This is a genomic window from Salipiger abyssi, assembly GCF_017311415.1.
In the GTDB taxonomy this organism is placed as follows: domain Bacteria; phylum Pseudomonadota; class Alphaproteobacteria; order Rhodobacterales; family Rhodobacteraceae; genus Salipiger; species Salipiger abyssi_A.
In genome coordinates, this window is record NZ_JAEKIS010000009.1 from 13,658 (window position 1) to 29,368 (window position 15,711).

Here is a 15,711-nt window from a genome sequence, read left to right on the forward strand (position 1 = left end):
CCATCTCACACAGCACCTTGACCGACCGCCCAAACCCCATCATATCCACGAAATCATGACCGACCTCGCGCATATCCGCAACTTCTCCATCGTTGCCCATATCGACCACGGGAAATCCACCCTGGCCGACCGGCTGATCCAATCCACCAACACCGTCACCGAGCGGGAGATGAAGGAGCAGTTGCTCGATGCCATGGACATCGAGCGCGAACGTGGCATCACCATCAAGGCCAACACCGTCCGCATCGAGTATATCGCCGATGACGGCGAAAAATACGTGCTAAACCTCATCGACACGCCCGGCCATGTGGACTTTGCCTATGAGGTGTCGCGCTCGATGCGCGCGGTCGAGGGCTCGCTGCTGGTGGTGGACAGCACGCAGGGCGTCGAGGCGCAGACGCTGGCGAACGTGTATCAGGCCATCGACGCCGATCACGAGATCGTCCCGGTGCTGAACAAGATCGACCTGCCCGCCTCGGAACCCGAACGCGTCAAGGAACAGATCGAGGACGTGATCGGCATCGACGCCTCCGAGGCGCTGCTGGTCTCGGCCAAGTCCGGCATCGGCATCAAGGAGACGCTGGAGGCGATCATCCACCGCCTGCCCGCCCCCAAGGGCGACCGCGACGCGCCGCTCAAGGCGATGCTGGTGGATTCGTGGTACGACCCCTATCTCGGCGTGGTCGTGCTGGTGCGGATCATGGACGGCGTGCTGAAGAAGGGCGACAATATCAAGATGATGCAGACCGGGGCGAAATACCCGGTCGACCGCATCGGCGTCTTCCGCCCGGCGATGCAGACCGTCGACGAGCTCGGCCCCGGCGAGATCGGCTTTCTCACCGCGCAGATCAAGCAGGTGCGCGACACCAAGGTGGGCGACACGATCACCCATGAGAAGAAGGGCTGCGAGACACCCCTGCCCGGCTTCAAGCCTTCGGTGCCGGTGGTGTTCTGCGGGCTCTTCCCGGTGGATTCGGCCCAGTTCGAGGATCTGCGCGACGCCATCGAGAAGCTGGCGCTCAACGACGCCTCCTTCAGCTTCGAGATGGAGACCTCCGCCGCGCTCGGCTTCGGCTTCCGCTGCGGCTTTCTCGGGCTGCTGCATCTCGAGGTGATCCGCGACCGGCTGGAGCGCGAATACAATATCGACCTGATCACCACCGCGCCCTCGGTCATCTACAATGTCTTCATGAAGGACGGCGAGCTGATCGAGCTGCACAACCCCGCCGACATGCCCGACATGTCGAAGGTGGCGCATGTGGAGGAGCCGCGGATCAAGGCGACGATCCTGGTGCCCGACGACTATCTCGGCGACGTGCTGAAGCTCTGCCAGGACCGGCGCGGCATTCAGCTCGACCTGACCTATGCGGGCAACCGCGCCATGGTGGTCTATGACCTGCCGCTCAACGAGGTGGTGTTCGATTTCTACGACCGGCTGAAATCGGTGACCAAAGGCTATGCCAGCTTCGATTACCAGTGGATCGGCTATCGCGAGGACAATCTCGTGAAGATGCAGGTGCTGGTGAATGACGAGCCGGTGGATGCGCTGTCGATGATGGTGCATCGCGACCGCGCCGAGATGCGCGGCCGGGCGATGTGCGAGAAGCTCAAGGACCTGATCCCGCGCCACATGTTCAAGATCCCGATCCAGGCGGCCATCGGCGGCAAGGTGATCGCGCGCGAGACGCTCTCGGCGCTGCGCAAGGACGTGACGGCCAAGTGTTACGGCGGGGATGCGTCGCGGAAGAAGAAGCTGCTGGAGAAGCAGAAGGCCGGCAAGAAGAAGATGCGCCAGTTCGGCAAGGTCGACATCCCGCAGGAAGCGTTTATTTCCGCCCTCAAGATGGACAGCTAAGTCCATCTTGAGGGCGCGCGGGCGACAGCGGGTTTGGCTATGCCAGATCCCGCGTGCCCGCACGGCTGAGGGGCGCACACCCCCACCGCTCTCCCCACCCGTCCCGGCCCCCGCGCCGGGACCACTCCCTCTCCATGGATGACAGGCCCGGCAAGTCGCGCTAAGCTTCCGCCATGCCGACGGTCTTTCGCCATGACGGGTTCCGGCTCTTTTTCTATTCCAACGAGGGCGATCCTCGGGAGCCGGTTCATATACACGTCATGAAGGGCGGCGGCGAAGCGAAATTCTGGCTGCATCCGGTCAGCGTCGCGCGCAGTTCCGGGTTCGATGCCCGCGCATTGCGCCAGCTTTCGGGACTCGTGGCTGCGAATGCCGATCGGATAGAGGATGCCTGGCATGAGTATTTCAGCGACTGAGGTGCGGTTCGACACCGATACGATGTGGGTGGGCCTGTCCGATGGCCGCACCCTCGGCGTGCCGTTAGCATGGTTTCCCCGGTTGCTGGAGGCATCCCCAGACGACCGCGCAGCAGTTCAGATTAGCGCGTTCGGGTTGCACTGGGAGACTTTGGACGAGGATATCTCGGTGCCCGCTCTGCTGGCGGGGTGGCGCGATGTACAATCTTCCCCAATAAACTCGTTAGTTTCCTGAAACTAGATTTCGTCTTGCATCATTCCTTCGACTAGTCAGATTAGGTTTCAACAAGAGAGATAAAGTGATCAGAGTAGACGATGATTGACTCAGACAATGAGCTCACGGTCAAGCTGACCGGCGGACTAAGCGAGACACATTCTGTGCCGGCGTTCACTGCATTAGACAGCGCCCACGGCATATCACAAGCTCTAATGATGACGGTCCATTTTGCGCAAACTGGCGAGATCAGACGTCGGAATTTTAAAGATCTCTCGACACGCGTCGAACTAAAATCTATTCAAGCTGGGTCATTTGAGTTCGTCTTTGTTTTCTCACAGCTTGCTCCTTATCTCGTGGACGCCTATGCATCCGGCCTCGCAAACGCTAGCTGGAAGCTCATTGAAACTGTATTTAATCGAGCGACCGGACTTTCCGGAAACTCAGAAATTGAAGAAGCTGAGAGTGACGGTAGAATTAACGCTGGCGACCTTGGAGCTCTAATTCAAGCGACTGAGCCATCCATCCGAAGAGCGCATTCTGTGATTAATCACGGCTCATCAAACATTAACATTTTTGTCAACGGAGACAAGAATAAGATTATTTTAGACTCCGAAAGCAAAGAATATATGCACGAAAACATCTTTAATGATGAAACAAGATCGCAGAGGTTCCTTGTTACAAGTTTTGACGGTAGAAACCGAACTGGACGCCTATTTGATTTGGAACTCGAGCAAGCATTTACATTCGACCTGCTGAATGAGGCTGATCGAAAATCTCTAACTGTAATAGCAGATGCGGCACATGCTTACGCCTTGCGTCAAAAGGGAAAGTTTGACGAACACATGGAGGCGGTTTGCGCGTTTACTTCGGTCGACGCTCCTGATGGGCGACAAAAGCGGCTAAAAGTGTTCGCAGCAGCACGAGATTTTGACGAACTTGAAGTCTCTGAGATTCCCAGCGTTAATGATGAGCCCAAGCTGCTAGGTAGCGATGACGACGACGTCGTTGAGTAATAGAATATTCTCTAGGCATTGAGGCCGTAGCAAGAAGTCTGAGTGTATGGAGACCGCCCCTCCCGGGGCGGCCCGCATCACACAACCAAACCAAACCTCACTCCGTCATCGTCTGCTCGCCGCGCTGGCGGGTCTCCACCATCGCGAGGATCCGCTCGTTGAGCTCCGGGTCGCTCTGGGCGGCCTGGCCGATGCGGTTGTAGGTCGTCACGTCCATGCCCTCGGTCTCCTCGACCGCTGCCGTCATCTCGGTATTGGCCTCCTGGATCAGCGCCTTTTTCTCATCCTCGGCAGCCGCGGCCTCGATCTGCGTCATGTAATCCTTCTGCACCGCCTGAACCTGCAACGCCGCATCGACGAAGGAGCTGAGCTGGTCCTCGGAGAAATCCGCCGCGGGTGCTGTCTGGGCCTGGGCCTCGGGGGCGGTTTCGGCGGTCTGGGCCATGACCGGCGCCACCGGCGCGGCGATCAGGGCGGCGATGATCGTGGATTTGAGCAGGGTGCCGTTCAGTTTCATAAGCTCTCCTTCCGGGAAGTCCCGGCTGTCTGTGGTCGGGCACGGGATCATCCCGCGCCGTCGCCTCAAGAGCTATGCAGTCCCGCGCCCACGTCAAACGCCCAGCCGCCCACCAGCGGAAAGACAGCAAAGCCCCGCCGAAAGCGCGCTCAAAGGGCGGCGGGCTGCCGCCGGCGGCCCGTGGTTCCATTGACGTCGCGGCACTGCGCCAAACCCCGCCAACGCCCGATCACGCGCCGGCAAGCCTTTGCCGAGACAGCGAAAAACCCGCAATTCCGTCGCAGTTCCGCAACAGCAAAATGATGTGATCGTCCCGTGTGGAGCGATCCGCCGGCCGCGTCGTTACCTCCTCAGTCGCGGGAGCCACTCACCCCGCACAATGTGACAGGAGCAGACGACAATGACCTTCAAACCGCTTATCCTTGTGCCCTTCCTCGCCACCCCCGCCTTTGCCGGCTCGCTCGACCAGGCCGCGCCGGAACCCGCGCCCGCCGCACCGGTGATGCCGGTCGCCACGCCGGTCACCGGCGATTGGACCGGCCCTTCGGTCGGTGTGCAGCTCGGCTATGGCAGCGCCGATGCGGACGGCCCCGCCGATGACAGTGAAGAAGGTGCGCTTTATGGCGTGCGTGCCTTCTACGACCACGATTTCGGCAACTGGGTCGCCGGTGGCGGGCTGCAATATGACGGCGCCGATATCGACCTCGGCGACGCCGGCAATATCGACGGCATCGCCAAGCTCGGCGGTCGGGTCGGCTATGATATGGGCCGGACGATGATCTATGGCTCGGGCGGCTATGCCCATGCCTCCACCGATGGCGGCGCGCTCGATGCGGGCAGCTCCGACGGCTATTACGTGGGCATCGGCGCCGAGACCTATGTGGCCGACAATGTCACCGTGAGCGGCGAGCTGAACTACAACGAGTTCGAGGATTTCGACGCCAACGACCTGAAGGTCGGCGCCACCACCGCTACCGTGGGTCTGAACTACCGCTTCTGACCCCGGCCCCCGCGTCCGGCCCCTTCCCCGGGCGCGGGATTTGCAGACCGTCATGAAACCGTTACTCTTTCGTGTATGCGGTCACTTTTGCTGATTCCCCTCCTCCTGCCCACGGCGCTGCCCGCCGCCTCTCCCATCGCGGAGGTGCTTTGCGAGCCTGGGCCCCGCATGACCGAACGCCTGACCACGCGCCACGGCGCCACGCTCACCTCGACCGGGCTGCGCAACCCCGAGGAGGTGGTCGAGCTCTGGACCGATGCGCAGGGCGACTGGACCATGGTCATCGCCTATGCCTCCGGCACCTCCTGCATCGTCGCGATGGGCGAGCACTGGGCGACGCGCGTGCCACAAGATCCGGCGTAATCCACAGGCTTTCCCCCATGATCGTGGGGTCTGACGCCGCGCGGCCCCTTCCCCCGCCCGCGCCGCTCTGCCATACTCGGCGCCAATCATCGCACAAGACGAGCAGGGCACCATGGCAGACGATCTCCTCGCGGCTACCGAAGCATCCAGTTACGACGCCTCCTCCATCGAGGTGCTCGAAGGGCTGGAGCCGGTGCGCAAGCGCCCGGGCATGTATATCGGCGGCACCGACGAGCGGGCGCTGCATCACATGGTGGCCGAGGTGCTCGACAACTCCATGGACGAGGCGGTGGCGGGCCATGCCAACCGCATCGAGGTCGAGCTGCACGCCGATTACGCGGTGACGATCCGCGACAACGGCCGCGGCATCCCGATCGACCCGCACCCCAAATTCCCCGGCAAATCGGCGCTGGAGGTGATCCTCTGCACCCTGCACGCGGGCGGCAAGTTCTCCGGCAAGGCCTATGAGACCTCGGGCGGCCTGCACGGGGTCGGCGCCTCGGTGGTTAACGCGCTCAGCGATTCCATGGTCGTGCAGGTGGCGCGCAACAAGGAGCTCTACGAGCAGCGCTTTTCCCGTGGCCTGCCGCTGGGCGGGGTGGAAAAGGTCGGCGCGGCGCCCAACCGGCGCGGCACCACCGTGACCTTCCATGCCGATGAGCAGATCTTTCACCACCATCGCTTCAAACCGGCGCGGCTCTTCAAGATGGTGCGCTCCAAGGCCTATCTCTTCTCGGGCGTGGAGATCCGCTGGAAATCCGCCATCGACGACAAGGAAACGCCGACCGAGGCCACCTTCCACTTCCCCGGCGGTCTGGCGGATTACCTTTCCGAGACGATGAACGGCTCCTCCACCTATGCGGACAAGCCCTTTTCCGGCACGGTGGATTTCAAGGAAAAGTTCAACACGCCGGGCAAGGTGGAATGGGCGATCAACTGGACGCCCTCGCGCGACGGCTTCATCCAGAGCTACTGTAACACCGTCCCCACCCCCGAGGGCGGCACGCATGAGGCCGGGTTCTGGTCGGCGATCCTCAAGGGCATCCGCGCCTATGGCGAGCTCGTCAGCAACAAGAAGGCCAGCCAGATCACCCGTGACGACCTGATCACCGGCGGCTGCGCGCTGGTCTCCTGCTTTATCCGCGAGCCGGAATTCGTCGGCCAGACCAAGGACCGGCTGGCCACCACCGAGGCGCAGCGGCTGGTCGAGGGCGCGGTGCGCGATCATTTCGACAACTGGCTGGCCTCGGATACGAAATCCGCCGGCGCCATTCTCGATTTCCTCGTGCTGCGCGCCGAGGAGCGGCTGCGGCGGCGTCAGGAGAAAGAGACCGCGCGCAAATCGGCGACGAAAAAGCTGCGCCTGCCGGGCAAGCTCACCGACTGCACCGCCAAGAACCGCGAGGGCACGGAGCTGTTCATCGTCGAGGGCGACTCCGCCGGCGGCTCCGCCAAGGGCGCGCGCTTCCGCGAGACCCAGGCGCTCTTGCCGCTCAAGGGCAAGATCCTGAACGTGCTGGGGGCGGCGTCGAACAAGCTCAGCTCCAACGCCGAGATCCGCGATCTTTGCGAGGCGCTCGGCGTCGGGCTCGGCACCAAGTTCACCATCGACGATCTGCGTTACGACAAGATCATCATCATGACCGACGCGGATGTGGACGGCGCCCATATCGCCTCGCTCCTGATGACCTTCTTCTACACCCAGATGCGGCCGCTGATCGACCAGGGGCATTTGTATCTGGCCTGCCCGCCCTTGTATCGCCTGACGCAAGGCGCGCGGCGGATCTATGTGGCGGACGATGCCGAGAAGGAGGAGATGCTGGCCAAGGGTCTGGGCGGCAAGGGCAAGATCGACGTGCAGCGCTTCAAGGGTCTGGGCGAGATGGACGCCAAGGACCTCAAGGAAACGACCATGGACCCGGCGACGCGCAAGCTCATCCGGGTGACCATCGACGAGGACGAACCGGGCGAAACCGGAGATCTGGTGGAGCGCCTGATGGGCAAGAAGCCCGAATTGCGGTTCCAATATATCCAGGAGAACGCGCGGTTTGTGGAGGAGTTGGATGTTTAAGGGTAGTTGACATGAACAAGCTAACCTTAGTGTTTGCGATTTTAATCGTAGCAATTCTGGCAGTTGGCACGTTATATTTAGGTTATCAAGCATTTTCTATCGCAGTTGCCGTGTACCAAGGCGCAAAAACATTAGAACCTAGTGTATATGTACCCCTTACCGTAACAGTTATTACCGCCACCCTCGGGCTTGGAGCAACTTTGTACTCTCAACAAGTAGCGAGGCGGAGAGAAATAGAATCCGCTCATCGAGATAGGAAACTTGAAATATACCTTCAATTCATGGAAATACTTGAGAAAATCACCCTATCCCAAAAACCCGAGTTAGGAGGTGAGAAGGTTGACGAGAATGAAATTGCCCGCGATCTAGTTGGAATACGCACAAAGGCAGTACTTTGGGGTTCGCCCGGCGTTCTAAAGGGCCTGCATCAGTTAACTCAACAGGGTCAATCTCCCAAGAGTTTGCTTGACGCTATGGAAGAAATCCAGAAGGAGATGCGAAAAGATCTGGGGCTTTCAAACTTTGGGTTAGAGAAAGGATTTTTCGCGAAACTTCCACTAACGGACCCTGAAGAGTACGACAAACTCTAACAACACTCAATAAAAGAGAATCAATTTAGTTTTTCACCCGGGACGTTTTTTTTCACATAATTCCCCAGCTCGGAGCAACCTGAAAAGAACCTCAGACAAGTTTGTCTTAACCTACTTAAGTTTCGACCGAGCCGCGCCATCGCCGGCCCGCGGGGTGGCGATCCGACCGGCGAGCCTCTCGATTTATCCCAGCCACATCCGAAAGACCTCGACACGCAGCGCCCAGCCCTACCAAATCGCCAGCCCGATGGGGCGGGCCGGCGATGGCGCGGCGGCGCTGCGCGCCTTGATTCCGCGCCCGTGGCAACGCTCGGATGTCGACTGAAGGGCGGTGCTCATAGCAAGGGCATAGCGCTTCAAGGTCAGCAACCGAGCACCCCACAAATCCCCCAGGGCTTGCACCCCGCCGCACAAGCAGGTTCAACACCCCGGCAGCAGATACGCGGGCCCGACATGCTCCACCTCTCCCCTCCCTGGCTCAGCCTCGATCTCGGGCAGGACATGCCCGTCCTTTCCTGGGCGCCGCATAACGGCGGCCTGACCCGCGCGCGCCGCATCCTCTGGCGCGAGGTGCGCAATGCCGATCTGACCGAGGCGCTCGACGTCACCGACTGGCTGCGCCGCGAACTCGATGCCATAAGCGCAACCGATGCCGTCTGCTTTCTCACCTCCCGCAAACTGTCCGCCGCAATCACGCGCGAGCATACCGAGGGCGGGATCACCGCAAAAGCCGTGGTCACCGCCGGGCTCTCCAATGCCGAGCGTATCGGCACGCGGCTGCCGCAGACCTGGAAGGACTGGGGCACGATCAATATCGCCCTCACCCTTTCCGCGCCCCTGACCCTGCCCGCGCGGATCGAGGCGCTGAGCCTTGTCGCCGAGGCCCGCACGACCGCCGTGATCGACACCGGCGTCACCCTGCCCACGGGCGCCGCCACCGGCACGGGCACCGATTGCATCGCGGTCGCGGCCCCGGAGGGCGAGACCGCCTATGCCGGCAAGCACACCGATGCCGGCCACGCCATCGGCCGCGCGGTCCATGACGCCACGCGGACCGCCGTGCAGGACTGGCTGCGCGACAGCGCCCGCTGGTGAGCGCCTCACATCTGCGTCAGCCGCGCCGCGCGGCGCTAGGCGCCCGCCCTGCCCCCGGCTAGCCTCTTCTCCATCGCCTCGCCGACGGAGATCCGCCATGCGCCGCACCGCCCTCGCCCTCTGCCTTCTCGCCGCCCCCGCCGCCGCGCAGGACACCGATCTCGAGCTGGTGCTTCTGGCCGATGCCTCGGGCTCGATCACACCGGGCGAGCTGATGTTCCAGCGCGAGGGCTATGCGCAGGCGATCACCGATCCCGAGGTGCTCGCGGCCATCGGCAACACCGCCTATGGCGAGATCGCGGTGACCTATGTGGAATGGGCAGCGAACCAGGCGCAGGTGGTGGGCTGGACGCGGATCGCGGGGCACGAGGACGCCGAAGCCTTTGCCGAAGAGCTGATGGTGCAGCCGCGCCAGGCCTATGGGCGCAACGCCATCGGCGCGGCGCTGCTCGAGGCGCTGCGGCTGATGGAGGAGAACGACATCGACGGCTGGCGCCGGGTGATCGACTTTTCCGGCGACAGCGCCGGCAACTGGTCCGGCCCGCCCATCGAGGCGGCGCGCGACGCGGTGGTGGCCGAAGGGGTGACGATCAACGCGCTGCCGATCCTGCGCCCCGACGATCCGGGCCGTGCGCAGGGCGGGCTGGAGGCGATCTATGAGCAGCGCATCATCGGCGGGCTCGGCGCCTTCGTCGTCACCGCCGACAGCCGCGAGCGCTTTGCCGAGGCGGTGAAGCGCAAGCTGATCCTTGAGATCTCGCATTCGGGCATGGTGGAAAAGCGCCGGGCCCTGGCCGATTGAAGACACGGGGCTTGCGCCCATGCGCGACTCCTGCCCCTAATCCGGCCATGCGTATTCTCCTGCTTCTGCTCTGCCTGACGCTCGCCGCCTGCGGCCGCCCGCTCACCCAGAACGAGCGCGCCTTTCTGAGCGCCGTGCAGGGCGATCAGGTCGATACCTCGCGGGTGCGGTTCCATGACGGGCTGGCGGCGGGCTCGGTCACCTATCAGCGCCCGATCCGCCCGCGCCTGACCTGCATGGAACGGATCTGGCCGCCCTCGCGCGGCGAGACGGTGACCGTCTCGCCCGGCGCCATGACGCTGTTCAACCGGGTGTTCTACCGCAAGGACCTCTACCGCGAGGATTACATGCCGCAATATCCCAAGCGGGTGGATCTGCTCGACACGATGCTGCTGGCACATGAGATGGTGCATGTCTGGCAATGGCAGAACCGCGACCGCACCGGCTATTCGCCGCTGAAGGCCGCCACCGAGCACGGGCGCTCGGACGATCCCTATCTCTTCGATCCCGACAGCTCCGCGCAGTTTCTCGATCACGGTTACGAGCAGCAGGGCGCGATCATGGAGGAATATGTCTGCTGCCACATCCTCGACCCGCAGGCGCCGCGCACCGCGCGGCTGCGCGAGATGATCGGGGCGGAGATGCCGGTGGCGCGGCTCGACGCGGCGCTGCGCGATCCCGAGGTTCTGGTGCCCTGGGCCGGGATCCAGAGCGAGGGGATCTGCCGGTGAGCCCTGCGCGGGGCGGTGGGCAGATTGCCCACCCTACGGGGCCGCGCGTCTCTCGAGGGACAGCGCGGGACGGCTGGCGTCCGCAGGCGTATTTTTCAAAGAGAAGACGCACAGAGAGAAGCGCGTTGTCTTTCTTCTCTTTGCAAATACGCAATTCGGCGCAGGGCCGGGCGGGCGCCGCGGGTGCCGATGAAGCGAACCGGCCCTTTGTTTCTTAGGATGCAGAGCATCTGTAGGGTGGGCAATCTGCCCACCGCCGCCCACGGACGCCCGACATCGCGCTATGGCCGGATCAAGATCTGCGTCTCCGCGAGCCCCGCCGCCTGCACCGCCTCATAGAGCACGCGGGCGTTTTCCGGCGCCAGCCGCACGCAGCCCGCCGAAGCGGGGGTGCCGAGCCGCTCCACCGCCGTGGTGCCGTGGATGGCGTAATTGCCGTGGAAAAAGATCGACCAGGGCATCGGCGCATTGTCGTAAAGCGTGGAGTAGTGCATCCGCTCCAGCAGATAGGGCGTGAAACCGCCCACCGGCGTCACCTTGCCGGCGCGCGCGGTCGAGACCGGCCATACATAGGCGGCGCCACGGTCGAACACCACCATCTGCTGATCCGAGAGGTCGATCTCCACCCAGAGGCTCTGTGCCGCAGCCGCCCCGGCGCTCAGCCCGGCACAGACCACCATCGCTGCCAGACGCCGCAGGCGCATCCGCTGCCCTCCTCCTCCGCCGTCAGTCGATCTTCTGGATCTCGCGCAGATAGGCGACCAAATCGACCACCGGCTGCGAGGTCAGTACCGGCTGGCCCGACTCCGTCCTGATCGGCACGTCGAACATGCGCTCGAAATAGTCGCCATAGACCGGCATTGGCGAACCGTGGCTGACCAGCGGGTCGCGGCCGTCGATGCGCTTCACCACCCGCTCCACCGGAAAACTGCCGCCATTGGCGGCGGCGAGCTCGGTGAGGTTCACCGGCTTGATCGTCAACACACCCTCCATCGGCCCGTCGCCGCGGCCTTCGAGCCCGTGGCAGGTGGCGCAATGGGTGTGATAGAGCGAGCGCCCGATATCGGCATCCTGCGCCACAGCACCGGAGCCGAGCGCCGCCAGAGCCGCGAGTGTCATGATGAAGTTGCGCATTTTGGCCTCCCGTTCCTGCCGCGCGAGTGTCTCACCCCCGCGCGGTGCCCGCCTTGATCCCGGTCAAGCGCAGGCGCGGAGATCAGACCACGGCAAGATGGGTGCTGGCGCGCAGCGCCTCCATCGGCCAGGGCGCGTGGCGCCCGTCGCGGTGGAAGGTGGCATGGCCCTGCCCCTGCCCGCTCGGGTTGACCGCGATGCTGACCGGAGCGCCGTTGAAATCGGTGAAGCCGAGCGACGCGCTCTGACCCAGCATTTCCAGCCGTTCGCGCAGCACATGGCAGGCCAGCGCCTCGCCGAGGCGCAGGTCGAGATAGTTTTCCGCCTGGAAATAGCCGCCCGCCACCGAACGGGCGAGTGCGATATCGGCGGCGAGACGGTCGGCTTCGGTGCCGATATCGACGCCGCTGCCATCGCTGCCCACCATGCGCAGCCGGGCGTGGCGGCGGGTGTCGAACAGTGCCTTGAGCAGCGTCGACAGAGCGCCCGCGATCACCGCCTGGGCGGCATAGTCGGCGCGGTGCAGCGGCACGCTGCTCTTGAGCGGCGGCAACAGAAGCATCGGCACCTTGCCCGCGTCGCGCCCGAAGGCACGGTTCATGCGGTCGATCCAGTGCAGCAGGTTCGGCGCCTTGCCCGAAAGCTCCTCGGCACAGGCGCGCAGCAGACTCGGCTCGCCGGCCATGGGATCGTCCTGTTGCAACAGCGCCGTCAGCCGCGCCGCGAACACGCCCGGGCGGCTCAGCCGGTTGGCGCGCCCATGCGCCCGCATCGCGGCACCAAAGGCACGGTCGGCGGTTTCGGCCATCAGCGACAGGATGTTCTGCGCCGAGACCGGCGCCGACTCGCCGGCGGCATGCAGGCCGGGGTCGAATTTCACCCCGCGCGCCAGAAGCCGCAGCACGGCGTTGTAATAGATCCGGCAGGGATGGCTCTGCTGCACCCGCGCCACCAGTTCGCGTGGCGTGGCCAGACCCGGCATGATTTCCTCGCCCTGCCCCGGCAGCGCCAGCGCGGCGCCGGAGAACCGCTCGATCCAGTCGAGCCAGCGCGACATCGGCGCATCGGAGGCGGGCGGTTCGGAGGGTTCGAGCTCGAGCTCGCCGTCGCGGTCGGTATGGTGAAAGGCCGAAAGTCGCAGCGCCTCGCCATTATGGCCGACGACACCGCGAAACAGCGTGCGCAACGTCAGCTGACCATCGCCGTTCCGCCGCAGGCCGCGGCGATGGTCAGCCTCGCCGCAGACGGTCCGGGAGCAAAAGACCGTCTCGACCGGGCCCGGAGCAGGCAGCGCCTGCTCGTCGAACCAGCTCAGGCTGCGCAGCTCGCAAAGCAGCTCGTGCAGAGTGAAATGCGTCGCACCGTCGATCCAGATGCGGCAATGGGGATCCTGCATCACTGAAAACGGCAAATCGCGCACCAGCGACAGCGCGTAGAGCTCGGCCATCTCGGCGGCCAGTTCGGCGGGGCCCATCTCGGGCGGCGGCGGCAGTTGCAGGCTCATCGTGGGCGGCGTGCCCGGCTCGCGGCCGCCGTCTATCACACGGAGCCCTGCACGGGCGCTGTCGGTCCGGACGGTCATGGTATGATCCCCTGTCGTTTCGGCCTTGATCACGAACGCTCTGATTTACGGAACGTAAACGCAATGTGCCGACTCAGCGTGAACACACCGTGATTACACCACGAAAACAGCGTAAACTTGGCCCTGATTTGGTAAGAAATGGCCCCTGACTGCAAGGGCAGGCGCGTGAATATTGCGCAAATTCCGCGGGTTTTCTTGACGCAAAGGCCGGCTAAGGCTTTGCTTGGACCATATTTCATCCATGAATTCACGAGGAAACTGCGATGCCCCTGACATGGAGCGATCCCCAGAGCGCCGATTTTCGCGACCCTTATGTCGATTTCTCCTGGATGCTGCGGCAAAGGCGCCAGCCCCCGGTCGGCGATCACATTTATCAGCCGGTCTTTATTCGCCTCAGGGGCGCCAATCTGCGCACGGCACGCAAGGAGCTTTTGCACCTGGTTGACGACCCGGCCGCGCCGCTCCTTATGGAGCCGCACGAGCGCACCATTCTAGAAAGCCGCGCCACCGGGCGCGATCCCGATGCCGGGCTGCCGGACGAATACGCGCTCTATATCGCGCAGGGCACCGCCACCGATGCCTATGCCGCGCTGTTCGACACGCTCGACACCGGCACGCCCGTGGCGCTCGACCCGAGCGGCACACCCGAGGCGCCCGCGCCCACAGCCACACCGGCCCCGGCACCCGGCCAGGTGCAGCCCATCGTGGCGATCATCGACGACGGGCTGGCCTTTCTCAACGCGCGCTTCCGCAAGGGCGGGGAGACACGGTTTCACGCGGTCTGGCTTCAGGCGCTGGAGCGCAGCGGCCCCGGCGCGAAATCCATGTATCTCGGCGAGGTCATGACCCGTGCCGAGATCGACGCGCTGCTCGCCAAGGGCGCGGCACTGAACGAGCCGGCGGAATACGCGGCGGTGAACACGCGGCTGGCGCGCTACGACGCGCGCCGCTCCACCGATCACGGCACCAGTCACGGCACCCATGTGCTCGACCTCGCAGCCGGAGCCGATCCGCAGGACGCCGACGACCCGGCGCGCGACTGGCCGCTGATCGGCGTGCAGCTGCCGCCGCAGGCGGTGGCCGACACCTCGGGCACACGGTTCGAAAGCTACATGGTGCAGGCAATGCGCTGGATCCTGCGCCAGGCGCAGCAGATCGACCCGCGCGCGCCGGTGATCGTCAACCTGTCGATGGGCATGCTCGCCGGCCCCAAGGACGGCACCCGTTTCGCCGAATACCAGATCGCCCGTGAGGCGGCCTTATGGGAAGAGGCCAAGGGCCAGCCGGTGCGCGTGGTCTGGTCCTTCGGCAACGATTACCGCAAGCGGCTGGTGGCGCGGTTCGACTACCCCGAGGCGCATCCCCGCAGCGCCACCGACCGCAGCATCGAGTGGATCGTGCAGCCCGGCGACCAGACCGAGAGCTTTCTGGAGCTGCGCAGCGGCGCCGGCCAGCCGCTGGACGGGCTGCACCTGTCGCTCACCACCCCCGCCGGTCTGAGCTCGGGCTTTGCGCCCCTCGCCCCGGGCGAAAGCCGCAGCCTCACGCTCGGCTCCGAGGCGGTGGCGCGGATCTATCACGTTCCCGACTACCGGCTCGACGACGATACCGTGCAGCGCGCCTACTACCTGATCGCGCTGGCCCCCACCGCCTCCTGCCATGGCGAGGCGCTGGCCCCCGCCGGCACCTGGCGGCTGGCCTGCCGGCACGCGGGCGGCGAGGCGCTGAGCCTGCATTTGCAGATCCAGCGCGACGACAGCCTCACCGGCTACCGCGCCAGGGCCCGGCAGAGCTATTTCGACAGCGCCGACGGCTATGGCTGGAGCAATGCCTATCTCGATCACAGCGCGCTGGAGGCCGATTGCACCATCCGACACGAGGGCAGCCACAACGCGCTGGCCTCGTCGACCGCGCGGCAGGTGTTTCTGGTGGGCGCAGCGCGGCAGAGCCGCGAGACGGCGCAACTGGTGCCTGCCGACTATACCGGCGAGGGTGCCGACTGGTCTGTACCCGGCCCCACCGCCGCCACCGTGGCCGACCGCAGCCGCATCCGCCCCGGTGTGCAGGGCAGCGGCACGCTGAGCGGCAGCACGCGGTTCCTCAACGGCACCAGCGCCGCCGCCGGGCGGCTGACCCGGGCGCTGGCGCTGTCGCATGCGCAGCTCGTGGCCAATGCCGGGGGCCCGCATAGCGACGACTTCGACCGTTCCCTGCTGACGCTGTCGCAGGTGCCGGACGCACAGAAGCCCCGGCTCGGCGCCTATGTGATCGGGACCGGCGAGACCGCCCTCGCGGTCTGAGGCCCTCAAGAAAAACGGCCGGGGC

Annotated in this window: 16 protein-coding genes; 12 read left to right on the forward strand and 4 right to left on the reverse strand. The window is 64.4% G+C overall.

From position 1 onward, the window contains the following. The first annotated feature begins 55 nt into the window (after positions 1-55). The 4 genes from lepA (at position 56) to I6N89_RS13585 (ending at position 3,501) form a co-directional block, all read left to right on the forward strand. On the forward strand, positions 56-1,855 hold the full coding sequence (lepA, locus tag I6N89_RS13570; RefSeq protein WP_207018982.1) for a translation elongation factor 4: 1,800 nt from the start codon (positions 56-58) through the stop codon (positions 1,853-1,855). Positions 1,856-2,028: 173 nt separating this feature from the next. Then, complete coding sequence (locus I6N89_RS13575; protein WP_207018983.1) at positions 2,029-2,271, forward strand: DUF4160 domain-containing protein; 243 nt, start codon at positions 2,029-2,031, stop codon at positions 2,269-2,271. Next, the gene (locus I6N89_RS13580) at positions 2,252-2,506 is read left to right on the forward strand and encodes a DUF2442 domain-containing protein (protein WP_207018984.1); all 255 of its coding nucleotides are present in this window, start codon (positions 2,252-2,254) and stop codon (positions 2,504-2,506) included. Before I6N89_RS13575 ends, I6N89_RS13580 begins: the two co-directional genes overlap by 20 nt. A gap of 80 nt (positions 2,507-2,586) precedes the next feature. Continuing rightward, a complete protein-coding gene (locus I6N89_RS13585) occupies positions 2,587-3,501 on the forward strand; it encodes a hypothetical protein (RefSeq protein ID WP_207018985.1) in 915 nt (304 codons plus the stop codon). A 97-nt stretch (positions 3,502-3,598) separates the two neighbouring features. On the opposite strand, the gene I6N89_RS13590 is transcribed toward I6N89_RS13585, so the two are convergent. Then, a complete protein-coding gene (locus tag I6N89_RS13590) occupies positions 3,599-4,018 on the reverse strand; it encodes a DUF4168 domain-containing protein (RefSeq protein ID WP_207018986.1) in 420 nt (139 codons plus the stop codon). Positions 4,019-4,418: 400 nt separating this feature from the next. Between I6N89_RS13590 and I6N89_RS13595 the strand changes: the two genes are divergently transcribed. The 7 genes from I6N89_RS13595 to I6N89_RS13625 all read left to right on the forward strand — a co-directional run bounded on the left by I6N89_RS13595 (position 4,419) and on the right by I6N89_RS13625 (position 10,670). Further along, positions 4,419-5,018: an outer membrane protein gene (locus tag I6N89_RS13595; RefSeq protein ID WP_207018987.1), complete on the forward strand. Its 600-nt coding sequence runs from the start codon at positions 4,419-4,421 to the stop codon at positions 5,016-5,018. An 87-nt stretch (positions 5,019-5,105) separates the two neighbouring features. Further along, complete coding sequence (locus I6N89_RS13600) at positions 5,106-5,381, forward strand: hypothetical protein (protein WP_236016628.1); 276 nt, start codon at positions 5,106-5,108, stop codon at positions 5,379-5,381. 112 nt (positions 5,382-5,493) lie between these two features. Beyond that, positions 5,494-7,452: a DNA topoisomerase IV subunit B gene (gene parE / locus I6N89_RS13605; RefSeq protein WP_207018989.1), complete on the forward strand. Its 1,959-nt coding sequence runs from the start codon at positions 5,494-5,496 to the stop codon at positions 7,450-7,452. Positions 7,453-7,463: 11 nt separating this feature from the next. After that, the gene (locus I6N89_RS13610; protein ID WP_207018990.1) at positions 7,464-8,042 is read left to right on the forward strand and encodes a hypothetical protein; all 579 of its coding nucleotides are present in this window, start codon (positions 7,464-7,466) and stop codon (positions 8,040-8,042) included. A gap of 453 nt (positions 8,043-8,495) precedes the next feature. Continuing rightward, on the forward strand, positions 8,496-9,137 hold the full coding sequence (locus tag I6N89_RS13615; protein ID WP_207018991.1) for an adenosylcobinamide amidohydrolase: 642 nt from the start codon (positions 8,496-8,498) through the stop codon (positions 9,135-9,137). Positions 9,138-9,234: 97 nt separating this feature from the next. Beyond that, entirely contained in the window at positions 9,235-9,939 is a 705-nt protein-coding gene (locus I6N89_RS13620; protein WP_207018992.1) for a DUF1194 domain-containing protein, read from the forward strand. Positions 9,940-9,986: 47 nt separating this feature from the next. Further along, positions 9,987-10,670, forward strand: a complete 684-nt coding sequence (locus I6N89_RS13625; RefSeq protein WP_207018993.1) for a hypothetical protein — start codon at positions 9,987-9,989, stop codon at positions 10,668-10,670. Between the two features lie 281 nt (positions 10,671-10,951). Here I6N89_RS13625 and I6N89_RS13630 read toward each other — a convergent pair whose 3' ends face one another. The 3 genes from I6N89_RS13630 to I6N89_RS13640 form a co-directional block, all read right to left on the reverse strand. Further along, positions 10,952-11,374: a L,D-transpeptidase gene (locus I6N89_RS13630; protein WP_207018994.1), complete on the reverse strand. Its 423-nt coding sequence runs from the start codon at positions 11,372-11,374 to the stop codon at positions 10,952-10,954. 22 nt (positions 11,375-11,396) lie between these two features. After that, positions 11,397-11,804 carry a c-type cytochrome gene (locus I6N89_RS13635; protein WP_207018995.1) on the reverse strand — a complete coding sequence of 136 codons (408 nt, stop codon included), beginning with the start codon at positions 11,802-11,804 and terminating at the stop codon, positions 11,397-11,399. An 82-nt stretch (positions 11,805-11,886) separates the two neighbouring features. Next, positions 11,887-13,386 carry a bromoperoxidase gene (locus tag I6N89_RS13640; RefSeq protein WP_207018996.1) on the reverse strand — a complete coding sequence of 500 codons (1,500 nt, stop codon included), beginning with the start codon at positions 13,384-13,386 and terminating at the stop codon, positions 11,887-11,889. 263 nt (positions 13,387-13,649) lie between these two features. Between I6N89_RS13640 and I6N89_RS13645 the strand changes: the two genes are divergently transcribed. After that, a complete protein-coding gene (locus I6N89_RS13645; RefSeq protein WP_207018997.1) occupies positions 13,650-15,686 on the forward strand; it encodes a S8 family serine peptidase in 2,037 nt (678 codons plus the stop codon). Positions 15,687-15,711 lie beyond the last annotated feature (25 nt).

What these genes read in the sequence shown, in the direction of transcription:
- lepA (WP_207018982.1), top strand. Translation starts at nt 56, where the DNA reads ATGACCGACCTCGCGCATATCCGCAACTTCTCCATCGTTGCCCATATC.
- I6N89_RS13575 (WP_207018983.1), top strand. Translation starts at nt 2,029, where the DNA reads ATGCCGACGGTCTTTCGCCATGACGGGTTCCGGCTCTTTTTCTATTCC.
- I6N89_RS13580 (WP_207018984.1), top strand. Translation starts at nt 2,252, where the DNA reads ATGAGTATTTCAGCGACTGAGGTGCGGTTCGACACCGATACGATGTGG.
- I6N89_RS13585 (WP_207018985.1), top strand. Translation starts at nt 2,587, where the DNA reads ATGATTGACTCAGACAATGAGCTCACGGTCAAGCTGACCGGCGGACTA.
- I6N89_RS13590 (WP_207018986.1), bottom strand. Translation starts at nt 4,018, where the DNA reads ATGAAACTGAACGGCACCCTGCTCAAATCCACGATCATCGCCGCCCTG.
- I6N89_RS13595 (WP_207018987.1), top strand. Translation starts at nt 4,419, where the DNA reads ATGACCTTCAAACCGCTTATCCTTGTGCCCTTCCTCGCCACCCCCGCC.
- parE (WP_207018989.1), top strand. Translation starts at nt 5,494, where the DNA reads ATGGCAGACGATCTCCTCGCGGCTACCGAAGCATCCAGTTACGACGCC.
- I6N89_RS13610 (WP_207018990.1), top strand. Translation starts at nt 7,464, where the DNA reads ATGAACAAGCTAACCTTAGTGTTTGCGATTTTAATCGTAGCAATTCTG.
- I6N89_RS13615 (WP_207018991.1), top strand. Translation starts at nt 8,496, where the DNA reads ATGCTCCACCTCTCCCCTCCCTGGCTCAGCCTCGATCTCGGGCAGGAC.
- I6N89_RS13620 (WP_207018992.1), top strand. Translation starts at nt 9,235, where the DNA reads ATGCGCCGCACCGCCCTCGCCCTCTGCCTTCTCGCCGCCCCCGCCGCC.
- I6N89_RS13625 (WP_207018993.1), top strand. Translation starts at nt 9,987, where the DNA reads ATGCGTATTCTCCTGCTTCTGCTCTGCCTGACGCTCGCCGCCTGCGGC.
- I6N89_RS13630 (WP_207018994.1), bottom strand. Translation starts at nt 11,374, where the DNA reads ATGCGCCTGCGGCGTCTGGCAGCGATGGTGGTCTGTGCCGGGCTGAGC.
- I6N89_RS13635 (WP_207018995.1), bottom strand. Translation starts at nt 11,804, where the DNA reads ATGCGCAACTTCATCATGACACTCGCGGCTCTGGCGGCGCTCGGCTCC.
- I6N89_RS13640 (WP_207018996.1), bottom strand. Translation starts at nt 13,386, where the DNA reads ATGACCGTCCGGACCGACAGCGCCCGTGCAGGGCTCCGTGTGATAGAC.
- I6N89_RS13645 (WP_207018997.1), top strand. Translation starts at nt 13,650, where the DNA reads ATGCCCCTGACATGGAGCGATCCCCAGAGCGCCGATTTTCGCGACCCT.